Source organism: uncultured Sunxiuqinia sp. (assembly GCF_947495665.1).
Taxonomy (GTDB): Bacteria; Bacteroidota; Bacteroidia; order Bacteroidales; family Prolixibacteraceae; genus Sunxiuqinia; species Sunxiuqinia rutila.
Genome location: NZ_CANLZV010000003.1, coordinates 38,521 through 54,526, shown reverse-complemented (window position 1 = coordinate 54,526; position 16,006 = coordinate 38,521). Strand labels below are relative to the sequence as shown.

15 protein-coding genes are annotated in these 16,006 nt (G+C 42.7%); 9 read left to right on the top strand and 6 right to left on the bottom strand.

What is annotated here, in order from left to right; translation table 11 throughout:
• Positions 1-6: 6 nt before the first annotated feature.
• Positions 7-615 (bottom strand): hypothetical protein, encoded by a 609-nt coding sequence (locus tag Q1A18_RS05400; RefSeq protein ID WP_299577905.1) that lies wholly within the window; start codon positions 613-615, stop codon positions 7-9.
• 201 nt (positions 616-816) lie between these two features.
• Between Q1A18_RS05400 and Q1A18_RS05395 the strand changes: the two genes are divergently transcribed.
• The 3 genes from Q1A18_RS05395 (at position 817) to Q1A18_RS05385 (ending at position 4,626) form a co-directional block, all read left to right on the top strand.
• Complete coding sequence (locus tag Q1A18_RS05395; protein WP_299577904.1) at positions 817-1,752, top strand: formylglycine-generating enzyme family protein; 936 nt, start codon at positions 817-819, stop codon at positions 1,750-1,752.
• 286 nt (positions 1,753-2,038) lie between these two features.
• Positions 2,039-2,386: a hypothetical protein gene (locus tag Q1A18_RS05390; RefSeq protein ID WP_299577903.1), complete on the top strand. Its 348-nt coding sequence runs from the start codon at positions 2,039-2,041 to the stop codon at positions 2,384-2,386.
• A 131-nt stretch (positions 2,387-2,517) separates the two neighbouring features.
• Positions 2,518-4,626 (top strand): tetratricopeptide repeat-containing sensor histidine kinase, encoded by a 2,109-nt coding sequence (locus tag Q1A18_RS05385; protein ID WP_299577902.1) that lies wholly within the window; start codon positions 2,518-2,520, stop codon positions 4,624-4,626.
• 148 nt (positions 4,627-4,774) lie between these two features.
• Here Q1A18_RS05385 and eno read toward each other — a convergent pair whose 3' ends face one another.
• The gene (gene eno, locus Q1A18_RS05380; protein WP_363322880.1) at positions 4,775-6,076 is read right to left on the bottom strand and encodes a phosphopyruvate hydratase; all 1,302 of its coding nucleotides are present in this window, start codon (positions 6,074-6,076) and stop codon (positions 4,775-4,777) included.
• 278 nt (positions 6,077-6,354) lie between these two features.
• Positions 6,355-6,720, bottom strand: a complete 366-nt coding sequence (locus Q1A18_RS05375) for a DUF190 domain-containing protein (protein ID WP_299577901.1) — start codon at positions 6,718-6,720, stop codon at positions 6,355-6,357.
• A gap of 299 nt (positions 6,721-7,019) precedes the next feature.
• On the opposite strand from Q1A18_RS05375, the gene Q1A18_RS05370 reads away from it, so the two are divergent.
• Positions 7,020-7,391 carry a hypothetical protein gene (locus tag Q1A18_RS05370; RefSeq protein ID WP_299577900.1) on the top strand — a complete coding sequence of 124 codons (372 nt, stop codon included), beginning with the start codon at positions 7,020-7,022 and terminating at the stop codon, positions 7,389-7,391.
• A gap of 11 nt (positions 7,392-7,402) precedes the next feature.
• On the opposite strand, the gene Q1A18_RS05365 is transcribed toward Q1A18_RS05370, so the two are convergent.
• Positions 7,403-8,743: a sigma-54 dependent transcriptional regulator gene (locus Q1A18_RS05365; RefSeq protein WP_299577899.1), complete on the bottom strand. Its 1,341-nt coding sequence runs from the start codon at positions 8,741-8,743 to the stop codon at positions 7,403-7,405.
• Positions 8,744-8,934: 191 nt separating this feature from the next.
• Positions 8,935-9,261 (bottom strand): hypothetical protein, encoded by a 327-nt coding sequence (locus Q1A18_RS05360; RefSeq protein WP_299577898.1) that lies wholly within the window; start codon positions 9,259-9,261, stop codon positions 8,935-8,937.
• Between the two features lie 251 nt (positions 9,262-9,512).
• Between Q1A18_RS05360 and Q1A18_RS05355 the strand changes: the two genes are divergently transcribed.
• The 5 genes from Q1A18_RS05355 (at position 9,513) to Q1A18_RS05335 (ending at position 13,808) form a co-directional block, all read left to right on the top strand.
• Positions 9,513-9,650 carry a hypothetical protein gene (locus Q1A18_RS05355; RefSeq protein WP_299577897.1) on the top strand — a complete coding sequence of 46 codons (138 nt, stop codon included), beginning with the start codon at positions 9,513-9,515 and terminating at the stop codon, positions 9,648-9,650.
• Positions 9,651-9,666: 16 nt separating this feature from the next.
• Positions 9,667-11,148 carry a D-alanyl-D-alanine carboxypeptidase/D-alanyl-D-alanine-endopeptidase gene (dacB, locus tag Q1A18_RS05350; RefSeq protein ID WP_299577896.1) on the top strand — a complete coding sequence of 494 codons (1,482 nt, stop codon included), beginning with the start codon at positions 9,667-9,669 and terminating at the stop codon, positions 11,146-11,148.
• A gap of 84 nt (positions 11,149-11,232) precedes the next feature.
• Positions 11,233-12,252, top strand: a complete 1,020-nt coding sequence (locus tag Q1A18_RS05345) for a PhoH family protein (protein WP_299577895.1) — start codon at positions 11,233-11,235, stop codon at positions 12,250-12,252.
• A complete protein-coding gene (locus Q1A18_RS05340; RefSeq protein ID WP_299577894.1) occupies positions 12,227-13,174 on the top strand; it encodes a phosphoribosylaminoimidazolesuccinocarboxamide synthase in 948 nt (315 codons plus the stop codon). The genes Q1A18_RS05345 and Q1A18_RS05340 overlap by 26 nt, the downstream gene beginning before the upstream one ends.
• A 100-nt stretch (positions 13,175-13,274) precedes the next feature.
• A complete protein-coding gene (locus Q1A18_RS05335) occupies positions 13,275-13,808 on the top strand; it encodes a TlpA disulfide reductase family protein (RefSeq protein ID WP_299577893.1) in 534 nt (177 codons plus the stop codon).
• A gap of 22 nt (positions 13,809-13,830) precedes the next feature.
• Here the strand turns inward: Q1A18_RS05335 and Q1A18_RS05330 are convergent, their stop codons facing one another.
• Positions 13,831-15,873 carry a cache domain-containing protein gene (locus Q1A18_RS05330; RefSeq protein ID WP_299577892.1) on the bottom strand — a complete coding sequence of 681 codons (2,043 nt, stop codon included), beginning with the start codon at positions 15,871-15,873 and terminating at the stop codon, positions 13,831-13,833.
• Positions 15,874-16,006 lie beyond the last annotated feature (133 nt).

Sequence of the window (16,006 nt, the reverse complement as noted above, 5' to 3'; positions counted from 1 at the left end):
GGCTGATCACTTCTCAATCCGGGTCAATGTTGCAGACAGGCTATTTTCAAAAGCAGCTCCCGAATTGGCATATTTTAGAACAAACCTTTGAAGTTCTGGTGTTTTGGCGGTCAACAGAATACGATCGCCATTGTTTTCATGTGCAATTGAGCTTGGGTCCTGCTCAATCAAATCTTCCAGCCATTCCAAATCAAACCAATTGATTTGAGCCCCCTTGTCTGTCAGCTTCAAGCGGGCAAAACTGTTGACAGACACCAGATGCATATCGAAAAAATCAGGATCTTTCCCAAAATAATCATCCAGTTTAAAATTCAGGAAATAGTGGTCTTCAAGCTTAATCAGGTGAACCAGGAAGGATTCTTTGGAAAAACCCTCCTCTCCCTCATCCTTAATGCGTAAAATATAAGCTGTACTGTCGAGGTTTTCAGGCACATGCTCTCCGTTGTAATTAAACTCAAAAGCCCACACCGCAGAGTCCGAATCCATCCACTCTCCAAGCAACAAATCATTGGGAAATAAATCATCTTCAGTATATAAGGGGTAGAATGAAACAATCACACAGCCGGATATCGCGACCAAAAGAATAGCTGTCAATAGAAATGCTTTCCGTTTCATGATCTTTGGTTTTTAAGGTTTTACAATACTAAAAGAACAACAACTTTTTGGTATACGAAAATTTATTCGACAAGTAAACAATCTTTTCTTCGTCAAAACGCCAACTCGATTCACCTGCATAAGTGCTCCAATCAGCCGTTTTTTTATTTTGAATAACCAATAGAATTCAGCAATTTTAGGCTCAATTTTTACAAGCTCAACATGCAAATTCAATTAGCAACCATCGCCATTACCGGATGCCTGATCGCCTCCTGCAGTAATTCCTCAACCAACTCGAAACAAGCAACGAACCAAGCCCCTGAGTCTCCAAAACAAGAACTTGCCCAAGTTGCCGAACAGGCAACTCCCGATTTCACCAACATGGTGCAATTTCCTGCCGGAAGCTATTTTATTGGCAGCGATAAGGGCTTGCCCAATGAACAACCGGTGCATGCTATTGACCTCAATGCCTTCTATATCGACCAATCACCCGTAACCGTGGCGCAGTTCCGACAATTTATTGAGGCTACTGGTTATAAAACAGAAGCTGAAAAGTTTGGTGATTCCGGCGTATTTAACTTCACAACCAATCAATGGGAGTTGAAAAAAGGCACCAACTGGGAATATCCTTTGGGGCCGGATCATGATAAAGCTACCAATAACCACCCGGTAACGCATGTGAGCTGGAACGATGCGAAAGCCTACGCCTCATGGGCCGGCAAACGACTGCCCACCGAGGCCGAATGGGAAGTGGCTGCCCGTAGCGGCAAGAACAACCAGCAACGTTTCAGCTGGGGCGACCAGCTCGTTAAAAACGGACAGTACAAAGCCAATGTTTGGCAAGGTGACGAGGTAAACCACAATAGCAATGAAGATGGTTACCGGTTGACTTCGCCCGTTGGTGCCTTTGGCAAAAACGAAGCCGGCCTGACCGATATGGGCGGCAATGTTTGGAACTGGTGTGCCGACACGTATCAGCTCTATCCGGGAAACAGCATGCCTTTCCGCAAAGATGAAAATGTGAAAGTAATCCGTGGCGGCTCTTTCTTTTTTGACCAAAATGGCGAAGCGAGTTTTACCGTTTCCGGACGGTCATTCAACTCACACGAAACATCGCTTTTCAATACCGGATTTCGTTGTGCTGCTGATGTAAAATAAATCTACACCAAACATAAGGTTGAGCACCGTTCTATTACAAAGTTCGGGGCTCTTCTTTTTCTTATAGCCCCTCCTTTTTGCTCCTCACAAAGTCAATTTTTAATCTAAAGCTTACATCCGTAAGCTAACCAGTCTATACAGCTTTTCAAATTTTATTTTTCATTGAAAGAAACAAATTGAAGAAAAGCCTGTTTGTTTCATTTAATGAAAAGATTTATAGAGGCTTATAGAAAATAAGCAGATTATTTTTTAACTTCACTACTGAAAAATTCCAAAAATTGAATTTATGAAAAGCTACAAACCTTACTTAAGCTTAAGCAAAACCGCAGAGGACTACGTGCTGGATGTGGTTCTGACAGCCGGTAAAACACAAACCATTTCCTCGATCACACAGCAGGAAGTCAAAAAGGGTGAAAAAGCCTACTGGGGTGTCATCATCGAATTATCGACAACCACCCAACTCATGAATGGACCGGAGACTCCTATTTTCTCCACGTCAGTCAGCATTCCGCTGGAAACTGCAAGCAAGTACCAAACCATCAAGTGCCTGGGCCGGCAAGTTGTTGCCAAAGGTCTAATGGGCCCTCCACCAGACGAAGAAACCGATATTGACTTTATTGATTCATCAGAATAATTCCAGAACCAACCCGATAAAGGTAACCTGACAAATTTCGGGTTACCTTTTTCTAAACAATCGTTATAATACCAAGCCTTTTTTGTAACTTTCACTGTGCTTATGTAATATTTCTCTAATCCTTGGTGATCATGCCAAAGCAATGCTTTCTATCCTTACTACTCTTTCTGGGCTTGACGGACACTTACGCTCAAGTTCCCGGAATAAAGCAGGCTGACACAACTGAGATCAACCATTTACTGCAACAACTTGATGAACTGACCAATCGCAACCTGGACAGCGCGCTACTCTTAGGGCAGGAGATTTTCCAAAAAGCAACAACAATCGATTATCAGCAGGGAATTTGGGAAACCCAACTGATCCAGGGCAAAGCCTATTACCAGGCTGGGAAAAAAGATACCGCTTATACCATCCTGAATCAGCTATTAGGCCAAACCCAACAACAGGTTAACCGGATTGCAGAAATTGAAACACACATTCAGCTAGCCAGTAATTTTCAGGATGATTACAACTTTAAGCTTGCCATTGAGCATTTGATTGCTGCCCAAAAACTATTAACGAGCACCGATGCCATTGACCTTCGCTTTAGTATTTTAAATAACTTGGGTATGGTTCATCGGAAAATGAAGAATTATGATGTGGCTTTAAGTTATTTCAGCCAGTTGGAAGAAAACTATTTTTTCCAGTTAACTCCTCTTCAGCGCTTCAGCCTTTTCATGAATCAAGGCAATGTGTATGCGGTACAACGGAAATATGACAAAACCGAAGCACTTTACAGCAAAGCGTACCAGGAAATTAAAAAAGCTGACCACCCAGCCAATCTGGCATCAATTACCTATAACCTGGGGGCCTTGTATTACCGGCAAAAGCGCTATCAGCAAGCTGAAGACTACATCAATCAGTCGTTGGAAGCTTATATGACGATTGGAGATCAAACGCAAATTGAACGTTGTTACCGGGTGTTGGGAGCAATCCAGGTAGATCAGGATCAATACTCCAAGGCTGAAGTTTATTTTTTAAAAGCGCTGGAAATCGCCAAAGCAATCGATCACAAAAAATCGATCCTGGGTAATTATAAAAACCTTTACCTCAACTATTGGGGGCGTGGGTACGAAACCCAATCGGTTGAGGATCTAGATAAGGCCCTTAACTACATGGATCTTTTCCGCCAGCTCAACGACACCATCTATCAACTTGAAACCACCGAAAAAATCCTGGAACTTGAAAAGCAATACGAAACCGAGAAAAAGAATACCCAAATCACCTTGCTTGAGCAGGACAATCAGCTGAAGGAAGATGAACTATACATTCAACGCGCCCAGCGAAACTACCTGTTCATTGTCATTTTCTTAGTTTCGGGCATCCTGGCTATTTTCATTTACTTCTATTATTACTACCGCAAGGTAAACCGGCTTTTACAAGTGCAAGGTAAACGCATTCTGAAACAGAACAATCAGATCTCGGATCAGAATGAAAAATTGCAAAAATCGATTGATACGCAAAATAAGCTGTTTGGAATTATTGCCCATGATTTACGCAGCCCGTTGGTATCCATTGCCAATGTTGCCAAACTCATTGGTTTCTACCTGGAAGACAAACGTTACGACGATCTGGAAACCGTTGCTCAAATGATGGAGCAAAAAAATGATCAGGTTTTAGAGTTAACCGACAACCTGCTAAACTGGGCAAAAAGCCAGTCGGAGGGCTTAAGCCCGTTCTTTGAGAAGGTTAGTTTACAGGAAATTGTTGAAGAATGCTTTGACCTGTACCTGCCAATTGCGCAAACAAAAGCCATTCGTTTAGTTTGCGAAGACGTGGAAGATGTGCAGGTTTGGGCTGACCGAAATATGCTGAGAACCATCTGCCGCAACCTGATCAACAACGCCGTTAAATTCACTCCTAAAGAAGGCACAATCCGGTTAAGCTACTGTTCCGGCGATCGCGTTGCTGAGCTTTGCATCCAGGATTCCGGGATTGGCATCCCTCCTGAAAAACTTCCTATCCTGTTTCAGGTTGACCGGGCAAAGATTACGCCGGGAACTGAGGGCGAGAAAAGTTCGGGTTTGGGCTTAACCGTTTGTAAGGAATTTACCATAGCTCTGAACGGTGAAATCAAAGTACAAAGCAGTCCGGGCAATGGCAGCCGTTTTTGTTTGACACTGACCTTATTCAATCCGGAAATCCACCACCCTAAACTGAAAAGCTCCCGAAAAGTACGAGTAAAACCCGCTGTCAACTAGGCTTTCATTCAATAATCATACATTGAAGTAAGCCCCTCAACGGCATCAATTGGCAGTGCCAAAAGATTCGTACGGACAATCATTTTACACAATAAAAAAAGCCACTCTCTTTTCAGAAAGTGGCTTCCATACTATTCAGTCGTAAAAATTACTTCTTGTAGATTTTTTTGTATCCGTAGATAGCAGCATCACCCAATTGCTCTTCAATACGAAGCAGTTGGTTGTATTTTGCCATACGGTCTGAACGGCTCAATGAACCAGTTTTGATCTGACCTGAATTTGTTGCAACAGCGATGTCAGCGATAGTTGAATCTTCTGTTTCACCTGAACGGTGAGAAGTTACAGAAGTATAACCAGCACGGTGTGCCATTTCGATTGCATCCAATGTTTCAGTCAAAGTACCAATTTGGTTTACTTTGATCAGGATTGAGTTAGCAGCTCCCAACTCGATACCTTTTTGCAAGTATTCAACGTTAGTTACGAACAAGTCGTCACCAACCAATTGACATTTGTCGCCGATTTCAGCGTTCAAAGCAACCCAACCATCCCAGTCGCCTTCGTCCATTCCGTCTTCGATTGAATCGATAGGGAATTTAGCAACCAATTCAGCCAAATAAGCAGCTTGTTCTTTTGAGTTACGTTTTGCACCGCCTTCGCCTTCGAATTTGCTGTAATCGTAAACTCCGTTGCTGTAGAACTCAGAAGCAGCACAGTCCAAAGCGATAGATACATCACCACCGTCTTCAGCACGACCTGGCTTATAACCAGCGTTTTTGATTGCTTCAATGATTGAGTTCAAAGCGTCTTCAGTTCCGTCCAAAGCAGGAGCAAAACCACCTTCGTCACCTACTGCAGTGCTCAGGTTACGCTTGTGCAATACTTTTTTCAGGCTGTGGAATACTTCAGCACCCATGCGTAAACCTTCACGGAAGGAAGGAGCACCAATAGGACGAATCATGAATTCCTGGAAAGCGATCGGAGCATCAGAGTGAGATCCGCCATTGATAATGTTCATCATAGGAACAGGCAATGTTTTCGCATTGGTTCCACCGATGTAACGATATAACGGTAAATCAAGTGCATTAGCAGCAGCTTTGGCAACAGCTAAAGAAACACCCAACATCGCGTTAGCGCCTAATTTTGATTTGGTTTTGGTACCGTCCAATTCCAACAATTTGCTGTCAATAGCAACTTGGTTTGAAGCGTCCATACCAATAATTTCTTTGGCAATCGCGTTGTTCACATTTTCAACCGCTTTTAACACTCCTTTTCCAAGGTAACGGCCTTTATCGCCATCACGCAACTCAAGAGCTTCGTTTTCACCGGTTGAAGCACCAGAAGGAACAGCAGCTAAACCAATAGCTCCGCACTCCAGCGTGATTTCAACTTCTACTGTAGGATTACCACGAGAATCTAAAATTTCTCTACCAACGACGTTATTAATTAACATGATTTATGGTTTTGAATTAAACTTAGTAATTATCTTAAATTTCTGATTTTTAGAAACCTTAAAAAAACCTTGGCAAAGGTACAAAATCCGACCGAGAATTAAGAGGTCTACCTACTATGGATAACCTAAATTTAACCAGTAAAATCAGCTCAACACTGCCTCGTTTCCCATTCTACTGTGGTTTTAACAAAAACGAACTCTGATCATATGACCGAAAAAGTATAAAAAGCCTCATCTGGTCGCCTAAAAAGCAACAGAATAACCGAAATAACAAACAGTTAAAAGGTCTTAAACTGGTTATACTTTTCTCCTGGCTTGTAGTGCACAACATCAACCGGCTGAATGATAACCAAGGCTCCCCTTTTGGATTGTTCAATCAACTCAACAACCCGATCGGCAAACTCTTTGATAGTATCATCTGTATCAACCACTTCAACAACAACGGGCAGATGACTTGACAAAGCAAACATTTTCATAGAATGAATGGAGTGACTCGCACCAAAGGAAAGAATTCCCCGGTGCACAGTTGCTCCTCCTAACCCACGGTTACGCGCCTCAGTAACAATTTCTTCATACAAAGGAACTGCTCCTATTTTATCGAATTCTGATATATATACTTTTAATAAACTGGCCTTACCTTTCATAATCGAAGTTTTTGGAATAACGCTAATTGATCCTGTCTCACTCATCCTGGACAGTACATTCAGTCGATTCAGCTGTCACTGAAGAAAAAACAAACCAAAAACATTATCGTCCCGACGCTGAAATGACCCAATAAAAAGTGGCAGATCTGTGCTCTTCAAATTATACGTGAGGCGTCAAACAAGTTACTTCAAAGAGCATAAAATAAGCTGAAAAAGCGCCCGAATTAACAATCAGTTCACGCAACTTGTTATCATCACGAACACGTTTTAACCAAACGTAAAAAAAGACAGCAGGAATTATGACAACACGAACGAATAGCATGGAAAATCAAAAGCCCAATTACACCCTTGAAAAGATCAAGGCTTTTGCTGACAGCGACGCAGAAAGCTTGCGCTTGATTTTGAACTCTCTGGTGCAATCAAGCCGGCAAAACCTGGAACTTTTCAGGCAACATTTGCAACAATGCGATGAACAAGCGCTGACCGAGCTGGCTCATAAAATGCTGCCTCTGTTTAAACAGCTGGAAGCCCGTGAAGTGGTTACTCTTTTAAGTCAGCTGGAAGAAGGCCGATTGACACGTTTGGAACGGGAAAGCCTGAGCCGGAATGCCATCGTTCAAATTGAAGCCCTTCTCAGCACACTTGTAGCAGAGCAATCCTTAGAAGACTAGCAGCGATTGGCTTATTTACGCTCAGGCAAGATTATCTTATGCTCTTTCAACTTATTGTACAAAGTCTTTCGGTCAATTTGCAGCAAACGGGCCGCCTGACTTTTGTTGTAGTTAGTGGCTTTCAAGGCCTTCAAAATAAGTTGATTTTCATCGTGCTCATTGCGCAAAGCAAATTGACTTCTTTCAGCATCAGCATATAGCTCCGTTGGAATTTCATTCCAGGTAATCCAGTCTCCCTTGGCTAAAAGTGTCGCACGTTTTACAATATTCTTCATCTCGCGCAGGTTGCCAGGCCAGGAGTAATTTAACAATACCGTCTCCAGACTTTTTTCAAAGCCCCGAACATCTTTATTTAAATACTGATTCGACTGTTCCAAAAAATGATGAGCAAAGTACAAAATATCCTCCTGTCGTTCGCGCAGCGGAGGAACGCTAATTTGAAATTCATTGAGCCGATGGTATAAATCTTCGCGAAAATCGCCCTTTTGCTGCGCCTCTGTAAGCTGTTCGTTGGTAGCTGCAACTACCCGCACATCCACTGCCGTTTCCTTGTTGCTGCCTACCGGCTTTACCAGCCGCTCCTGCAAAACGCGTAACAACTGAATCTGGGTGTTGTAGCTGAGGTTGCCCACTTCATCCAGAAACAAAGTGCCCCCATTGGCCGCCTCGAAATAGCCCACCTTATCGGCCACTGCTCCGGTGAAAGATCCTTTTACATGACCGAAAAACTCACTGGCCACCAACTCCTTGGGAATGGCTCCACAATCAACGGCTACAAAAGGTTTGTGGGCACGCTTACTTTTGGCATGAATCAACTTGGCAACATATTCTTTACCGGTTCCGCTCTCCCCAACAATAAGCACTGACATGGGCGTAGGAGCCACCAATTCAATATGTTCTTGTAATTTCCGCGCCGGTTTGCTTACGCCTTCCCGATAATCAACCAGCTGCCCTCTGGCAGTAACAGGCGCCTCCGCTGTATTCGTTTCAGCCGAAGCGCTCAGGGCTTCCCGGATGACATTCAACAGTTCATCCGGACTTAAAGGCTTGGGAATATAACTAAATGCTCCCTTTTTGATGGACTCAATGGCTGTGGCAATGTCGGCATAACCGGTCATCATTACAATCTGTGTTTGAGGCGCTTGCTTTTTCACCAGGTGAATAAGTTCCATCCCACTGATATCCGGCATCCGCAGATCAGTCAACACCACATCGAAGCGGTTGTTCCGAATCAGTTGCTTCACCTCAACAGGCGAGGCCACCGTTGTTACTTCATAGTTATTCTTCTCCAACAGTGTTTTCAGCATCAAACCATAAGTTACATCATCATCTATTATAAGAATGCTTGCCATAAATTTTCATCATGCGTTTTCATCTTGCTTAAACGAGTCTTTCCTCGCTTAATTGTCTACTCTGTTATAAGTATTCACCGACTAAAAGGTTTATAAAAAAACCCTTATCAATCAGAATTTCTTCTTCTTGATAAGGGTTCAAATTGGTCAACAATGACCAGCATTCATCGAATTGATGATTTACTTTTCGTTTATTCCATAGGGTCTTCAACCGTTTCAATTTTCAGGAACTCGCCACTGGCATTGAAGAAAACAGCAACCTTTTCATCATCTTTGGTTAACTTTACTTTGTAACTACCATCAGATCCCTGATAAGCTTTAGCCAGCGTATAATCGGCATAACCATCCGAAATTGCCTTGGTGACTGCTTCAGGCAGGTTTTCCACTTCCATTTCTTCGTAAGTTACCTCTTCCTGTGCAACTGTTGCAAACTGTTGTGCGTTTGCGGCCATAAGGCCAGCTGGCATACTCATTCCCATTACCACTACGGCTGCTGTAATTATCATTCCTTTTTTCATAGCTTCTAATTTTTAAGGATTTTACATTTATAATTGTTTCTATGACCTTCTTATAAGGAATAAGTGTGCCAAAAAAAGAAGCCAGAAAACCAAAAATACCCCAAAACACTCACAAACAAAACACTACAAGGATGCCAAACACAAATACATAAGCCTTAATTGAAAATTCAAGCATGTGGATTACCCATTACGCTGTAGAAAGTTTCTACAAAAATGAACCAGGAATGGCTCCTAAAAAGTCCTCTTGATTCATGCATTCAATTGCTGTAGTTGAAGAAAAAGTAACCAAGCGGGTTTTCGAGATCGATTTTTTTATTTATTCAGGCGAAATCAATACCTTCCGTCCCAAATTGACAGTCAGCACCGACTATCACCAACAAAGTCACTGATTTACAAACTACATCCATGATCACAATCAGGTTCGTTTTTATAAGTTTGCTCATTACCTGCCTTAGCGGGATTAGCAGATCGCAGGAAGTTCAGAATTCACTGAAGCATGAGATCGACCTATGGCTGAAGAATCCAAACTTAGAACATGCCAGCGTTGGCATTTATTTAAAAGACTCTGAAACCGGTAAAATTCTGGCACAAACATCGCCCCAGTTAAGCCTGGTGCCAGGGTCAACCCTAAAGTTGGTAACCACAGCCACCGCACTTGAAATGCTCGGCCCCGACTTTTGTTTTGAAACCCGCCTGGCCTATTCCGGCGAAATCAAAAACGACACGCTTTGGGGCGACCTGGTCATTGTGGGTGGAGGCGACCCGGCTTTAGGGTCTGCCTATTTCAAGGAGCATTACCTACAAAACCACTTTCTGGATCAATGGGTCGATCAGTTAAAAAAAGCCAACATTACCCACATCACCGGCAACCTCATTACTGACGCGACTATTTTTGAAGAACAGCCCATCCCTGACACCTGGATCTGGGAAGACTTGGGGAACTATTATGGTGCCGGAACCTATGCGCTTTCTGTTTACGACAACCTGTACACCATTCATTTCAGCTCACCCAACCAAGCCGGACAGCCAACTTCGGTAAACTATACCACGCCTTTTATTCCGGGCCTGGAATTACAAAACAAGGTGCTATCGTCCAACCGCAATCGCGACCTGGCCTATGTTTACGGAGCCCCCCGGTCGAACCAACAAATCATTCGGGGAACCATTCCGAAAGGCAGAACCGATTTCAAGATCAAAGCAGCTATCCCCAATCCCCCGTTTTTGCTGGCCTGGGATCTTTTGGACCGAATGAAAAAAGCCAACATCAGCCTAAATGGGTTCATTCAAAACCAAGCCCAGCGGCAGGCCAATCGTCAGTTGCAACCACTTGCCATCACCCGCTCCCCTGAGCTACTGGAAATCATCCGGGTAATCAACCACGAAAGTGTCAATCTCTTTTCGGAGCATTTGCTAAAATACCTGGCCTTTTTAATTCATGGAGAAGGTTCAACGCAAAAAGGAATTGACGTGATTTCCGATTTCTGGGAAAAAAGAGGTATCGACACCAAAGGCTTTTTCATGGCTGATGGCAGCGGCTTATCCCATTTCAATGCTTTAACAACCAACCAACTGGTTAACATCTTGTACGAGATGAAATCCAACAGCAGCTATGGCCAAGATTTTTTTCAAACGCTTCCTTCGGTACCCAACGGAACACTTTACTTCTTCAATCCGGTCAACTTCCCGGGAGAAAGCTTGCGGGCCAAGAGCGGCAGTATGACCCGGGTGCGTTGCTATGCCGGAGAGCTAACCAGTTATCACAATCAAAAAATGCTGTTTGCCATTTTCCTGAATAATTTTTCCGGCAGCCAGCAGAATGCCATCAGGTTGATTGAAAACTTACTGATTCGGATTGCACAAACTCCGGAACTACCTTCCCAAAAATGACCGTATGCACCCTCATATTTTTCCGGCAACTACCAACATTTTTGCTATTTTTGCTGTTAGTGTAAGTGACTTGAAACAATTCTAATGTTTGAAAAACAAATATATCTCGAAGGAGTTGACCCTCTGGAGTTTTACGGTGTAAACAACACCAAAATCGACCTGATCAAAACATACTTTCCAAAACTAAACATTGTCAGCCGAGGCAATCAGTTAATCATACAAGGCGATGAGACCGAAAGCGAAGCTTTTGAAAAAAAGTTTCACCTTTTAATGGATCATTATCACCAATTTAATGTTTTAAGCCTGGACACCATTAATCAGGTCATGAACAACGATTTCTCTCAGCTTGAGGTTGAATTTGAAAATCCCAAAGAAGTGCTGCTGCATGGCATCAACGGGAAACCCATTCGTGCTAAAACCCCTAACCAACGGGTGTTGGTGGAAGAAAGCAAAACCGCTGACCTGATTTTTGCCATTGGCCCTGCCGGTACCGGCAAAACCTATACGGCCATTGCATTGGCTGTTCGGGCACTGAAAAACCGGGAAATCAAACGAATTATTTTAAGCCGGCCGGCCGTTGAAGCCGGCGAACGTCTGGGCTTTCTGCCCGGAGATTTAAAGGAGAAAATTGATCCGTACCTGCAACCGCTTTACGATGCCTTGCAGGACATGATACCCGCCAAAAAGCTGGAAGAATTTATGAAAGACGGCATCATCCAGATTGCCCCGCTGGCCTTTATGCGCGGACGTACACTGAGCGATGCCTTTGTGATTCTGGACGAGGCGCAAAACACAACGCTCAATCAGCTGAAGATGTTTTTAACCCGAATGGGGATGAATGCCAAATTCATTATAACCGGCGACGAGACGCAGATCGACCTGCCTTCGGTTCACCAATCCGGCTTGGTTCAGGCTAAGAAAATTTTGAAGAACATCAAGGACATTTCGTTTGTTCAGTTTGATGCCAATGACATTGTTCGTCACCGACTAGTGCGTGACATTGTCAATGCCTACGACCAATATTACCAGAAAGAGTTAGCAAAGAAAGAAGCATATAAAAAAGATAAAAACGACAAAAATGACGAAAGCATTAACAAGAACTGATTTTAACTTTCCGAAGCAAAAAAATGTCTATCATGGCAAAGTGCGCGATGTTTACAACATCAACGATGAATACCTGGTGATGGTTGTTTCTGATCGCATCTCAGCTTTTGATGTGGTATTGCCTGAAGGAATTCCTTACAAAGGACAAGTGCTGAACCAAATTGCAGCCAAATCCTTGGATGCAACTGCCGACATTGTTCCAAACTGGAAAATTGCGACTCCGGACCCCAATGTAACCGTAGGCCACCACTGCGAGCCTTTCAAGGTAGAAATGGTGATCCGGGGCTACCTGACAGGCCATGCCTGGCGGGAATACCGCGATGGCAAACGCACCCTCTGTGGCGTTCCGATGCCTGATGGGATGGTTGAAAATCAGAAGTTCGACCAGCCGATCCTAACACCAACAACCAAAGCAGACGAAGGCCACGATGAGGATATTTCGCGCGAGGACATTATTGCCCAAGGTTTGGTGAACAAAGAAGAATATGAAATGCTGGAAGACTACACCCGTAAATTATTCCAGCGCGGTACCGAAATAGCAGCAGAAAAAGGACTGATTCTGGTCGACACCAAATATGAGTTTGGAAAAAAAGATGGCAAAATCTTCCTGATTGACGAGATTCACACCCCAGACTCTTCCCGCTATTTCTATGCTGATGGCTACGAAGAACGTCTTCAAAAAGGAGAAAATCAAAAGCAATTATCCAAAGAATTTGTTCGCCAATGGCTGATTGAGAATGGTTTCCAGGGAAAAGACGGGCAACAAATTCCTGTAATGGATGAAGCTTTTGTCAGCTCCGTTTCTGAACGCTACATCGAATTGTTTGAAAACATCACGGGAGATTCTTTTGTTAAGTCAGAAACCGAAGCAATCAACGATCGCATTGAGAAAAACGTGAATGCATTTCTAAAGTCGCTGTAACTAAAAACGACATACACACCGCTGAAACTTCCGGGTAAAAATCCGGAAGTTTTTTATGATTTTACCCTAGCACCAATTGTCCATTCAATACATCTTTATTATGACACGCCATTACAAGACTCCCATTTTCGCCAGTCTTTTGCTAACTGTTTTCACCCTCTTTTCTGGTTGTCAAAGCCCGGAAGATAAGGCCAGCTTGGTCCATGTTGGCCAACAAGTTCCCGCATTCACATATACCAATGCTGAAGGAATGGAAAAGTCAGTGTCCGAATTAAAAGGACAAGTGGTTATGGTTACCTTTTTTGCCACCTGGTGCGGCCCCTGTTTAAAGGAGCTTCCACACATTCAACAAGACATTTTTGAAAAATACCAAGACAACCCCAATTTCACGCTTTTAGTGATTGGACGTGAGCACTCCAAGGAAGAGCTGGCCGCATTTAAGGTCGAAAAGGACTTTTCACTCGATTTTATTGCTGATCCGGAAAGACAAGTCTATGCAAAATTTGCCGAGCAATTCATTCCCAGAAATTACCTGATCGATCGGGATGGAAAAATTATTTACAGCTCAACTGGTTTTAACGAAGATGAATTCAACCAATTAAAGAAAATACTGGAAGATCAGCTAAAGATCTAATCAAGCTCCTTTCTGTTTTTTTCTATTTGCTTCTCAGGCTTTCCGGAATGTAAAAATAAAAATCGGAGCCTTTTCCCGGGATGGACTTTACTCCAATATCACCCCCCAGCAAATGAACAATTCGCTTGGAAATAGCCAGACCTAAGCCTGTTCCCCCATAGTTTTTCTGAGCATGGGTTCGGGCTTGGGTAAAGCGTTTAAAAATCTGGTCTATGTCGTCAGCTGAAATACCGATTCCGGTATCCTGAATACTAAAATGTACCCACGAAGCACGTTTGTTTACCCGCAAAACAACACTCCCTGCTTGCGTGAATTTGAAAGCATTGCCGATTAAATTGTCCAATACCTGTTTCAACCGTAACTTATCCGTTCGGATCTTGTAATTTTCAGGCAAGTTATTTTCCAGCTTGAATTGAATATCTTTATTTTCCAGATGTGCAGCCAACTCGGTATAATTCCACAATTCTTCTTCAAGCAACTCGTGAAGCAAAAACTCCTCAGGGTTAACTTTCAACTGATCGGATTCAATTTTAGAAATATCCATAATATCGCTGATCAGCTGAAGCAAAACCTCGCCATTCTTCTCAATTAACCTTAAATAATTCCTTTTTTCTTCTTCTGTAAGCTCTAACTCGTTCAACAGACTTGAAAAACCAAGAATTGCATTCATGGGTGTTCGGATTTCGTGCGACATATTGGCCAAAAATGCCGTCTTTAACCGATCCGATTCCTCTGCCTTTTTTTGCTCCTGAACCAACTCTCGATGCACCCTTTGTCTTTCGTGAATCATTTCATTGGCTACTTCCCCCATGCTTCTGAACTCATCAAAGTACAATTGCCCCGCTTCAATGGTTTTATAATGATGCTTTCCGGTCTGAAAAAACCTGGTAAAATTGCTGTAATCAGCTAAGAAATTAGCATTAAACCGATAAACAACCAGAAGCTGCACAAAGACAATCATCAATAAAACTAAAAAGAGGATCGCTAAATTTTTAATTAATTCATTCCTTAACTTTTCCTTCTGGTGACTGATTTCACTTAAAATCTCATCCAGGAAGAATCCCCCTCCAACAAACCAATTGCATTCAGGAACCAATCTTACAAATGATATTTTGGGAATTTTTTGCCCCGTGCCCACCTTAATCCAATCATACAACAAATAATCTCCTTCGGGAGAGGCCATGGTCAACTCCAGCTCCTGCTCGAAAACAGCCATCTTATCAGGATCACTTCCATCCAGAAAATTAAAATCCCCCTTATAAACCTCCCCATCCATAACAATGGGAGTCCCATCCGTTTCATTGACAAAAACATATCCTCCGTATCGAAAGTGATCACCACTTATCTTACGGGCAATTTCATTTCTAAACGTATCGTAATAATCTTCCAGGTAAGTTTTTGAGCCAAAGTACCAATTCAAGGCCTCCAGCTTCTTCACAAAAACGACTTTATTCTCGGGCAAAGTATCCTCTAAAATGAGCTGATCATCCTCTCCGTAGCGCACATAGCCTTCATCCCCAACGGATAAAACATCCAACTCTCGTTGAACAACTGAATTGCCATGCATATCCGTATGCTCAAGCAAATCCTTACCGGAATAGTCAGGTTTTCCGGGGTAATAAATGCCTGTCCCTTCCAGATCATTAATAAACACATCCATGTAAGGGCTTGGTGTTTTTATGGCAGAAACCGCATCAACAATTAGCTTCTTCAGCGTCTTTTCATCATAATGACTACCATACTCTAAATAGATTTTCTCGGCCAAGCTATGGGCATTGTAAACATTTTCCCTGACACGCTGAGTGATTCGCTCATCGAAAAAACGCCGCTGACTGACAATGTATTCAACTTCAATATCAATCAGATCTCGAATGAACGACTTGTGCTCTTTAAAATACATTTCTTGCTGCTGGCGTGCTGTGTCCCGGAAAATCAAATACTCATGGATGCTGATGAGACTAGCAATAAAAACCGTCATCAACAAAGTAGAAACAATGACAATATTGCGTATTGTGACTGTTAAACTTCTGGAAGTAATCTTTTTAGTGGTTACCTGTTCCCCCATTCACGCTAAAAAGTAAAATGACTAAGTTTTCAATTTTCATACAAAGTTAAGCTATTATAATGAAATAATGTCAGTATCACAAGCAAACAAATGCCTGTTATTCAATAGGAAATTTATAGTATGTCTACTAGGT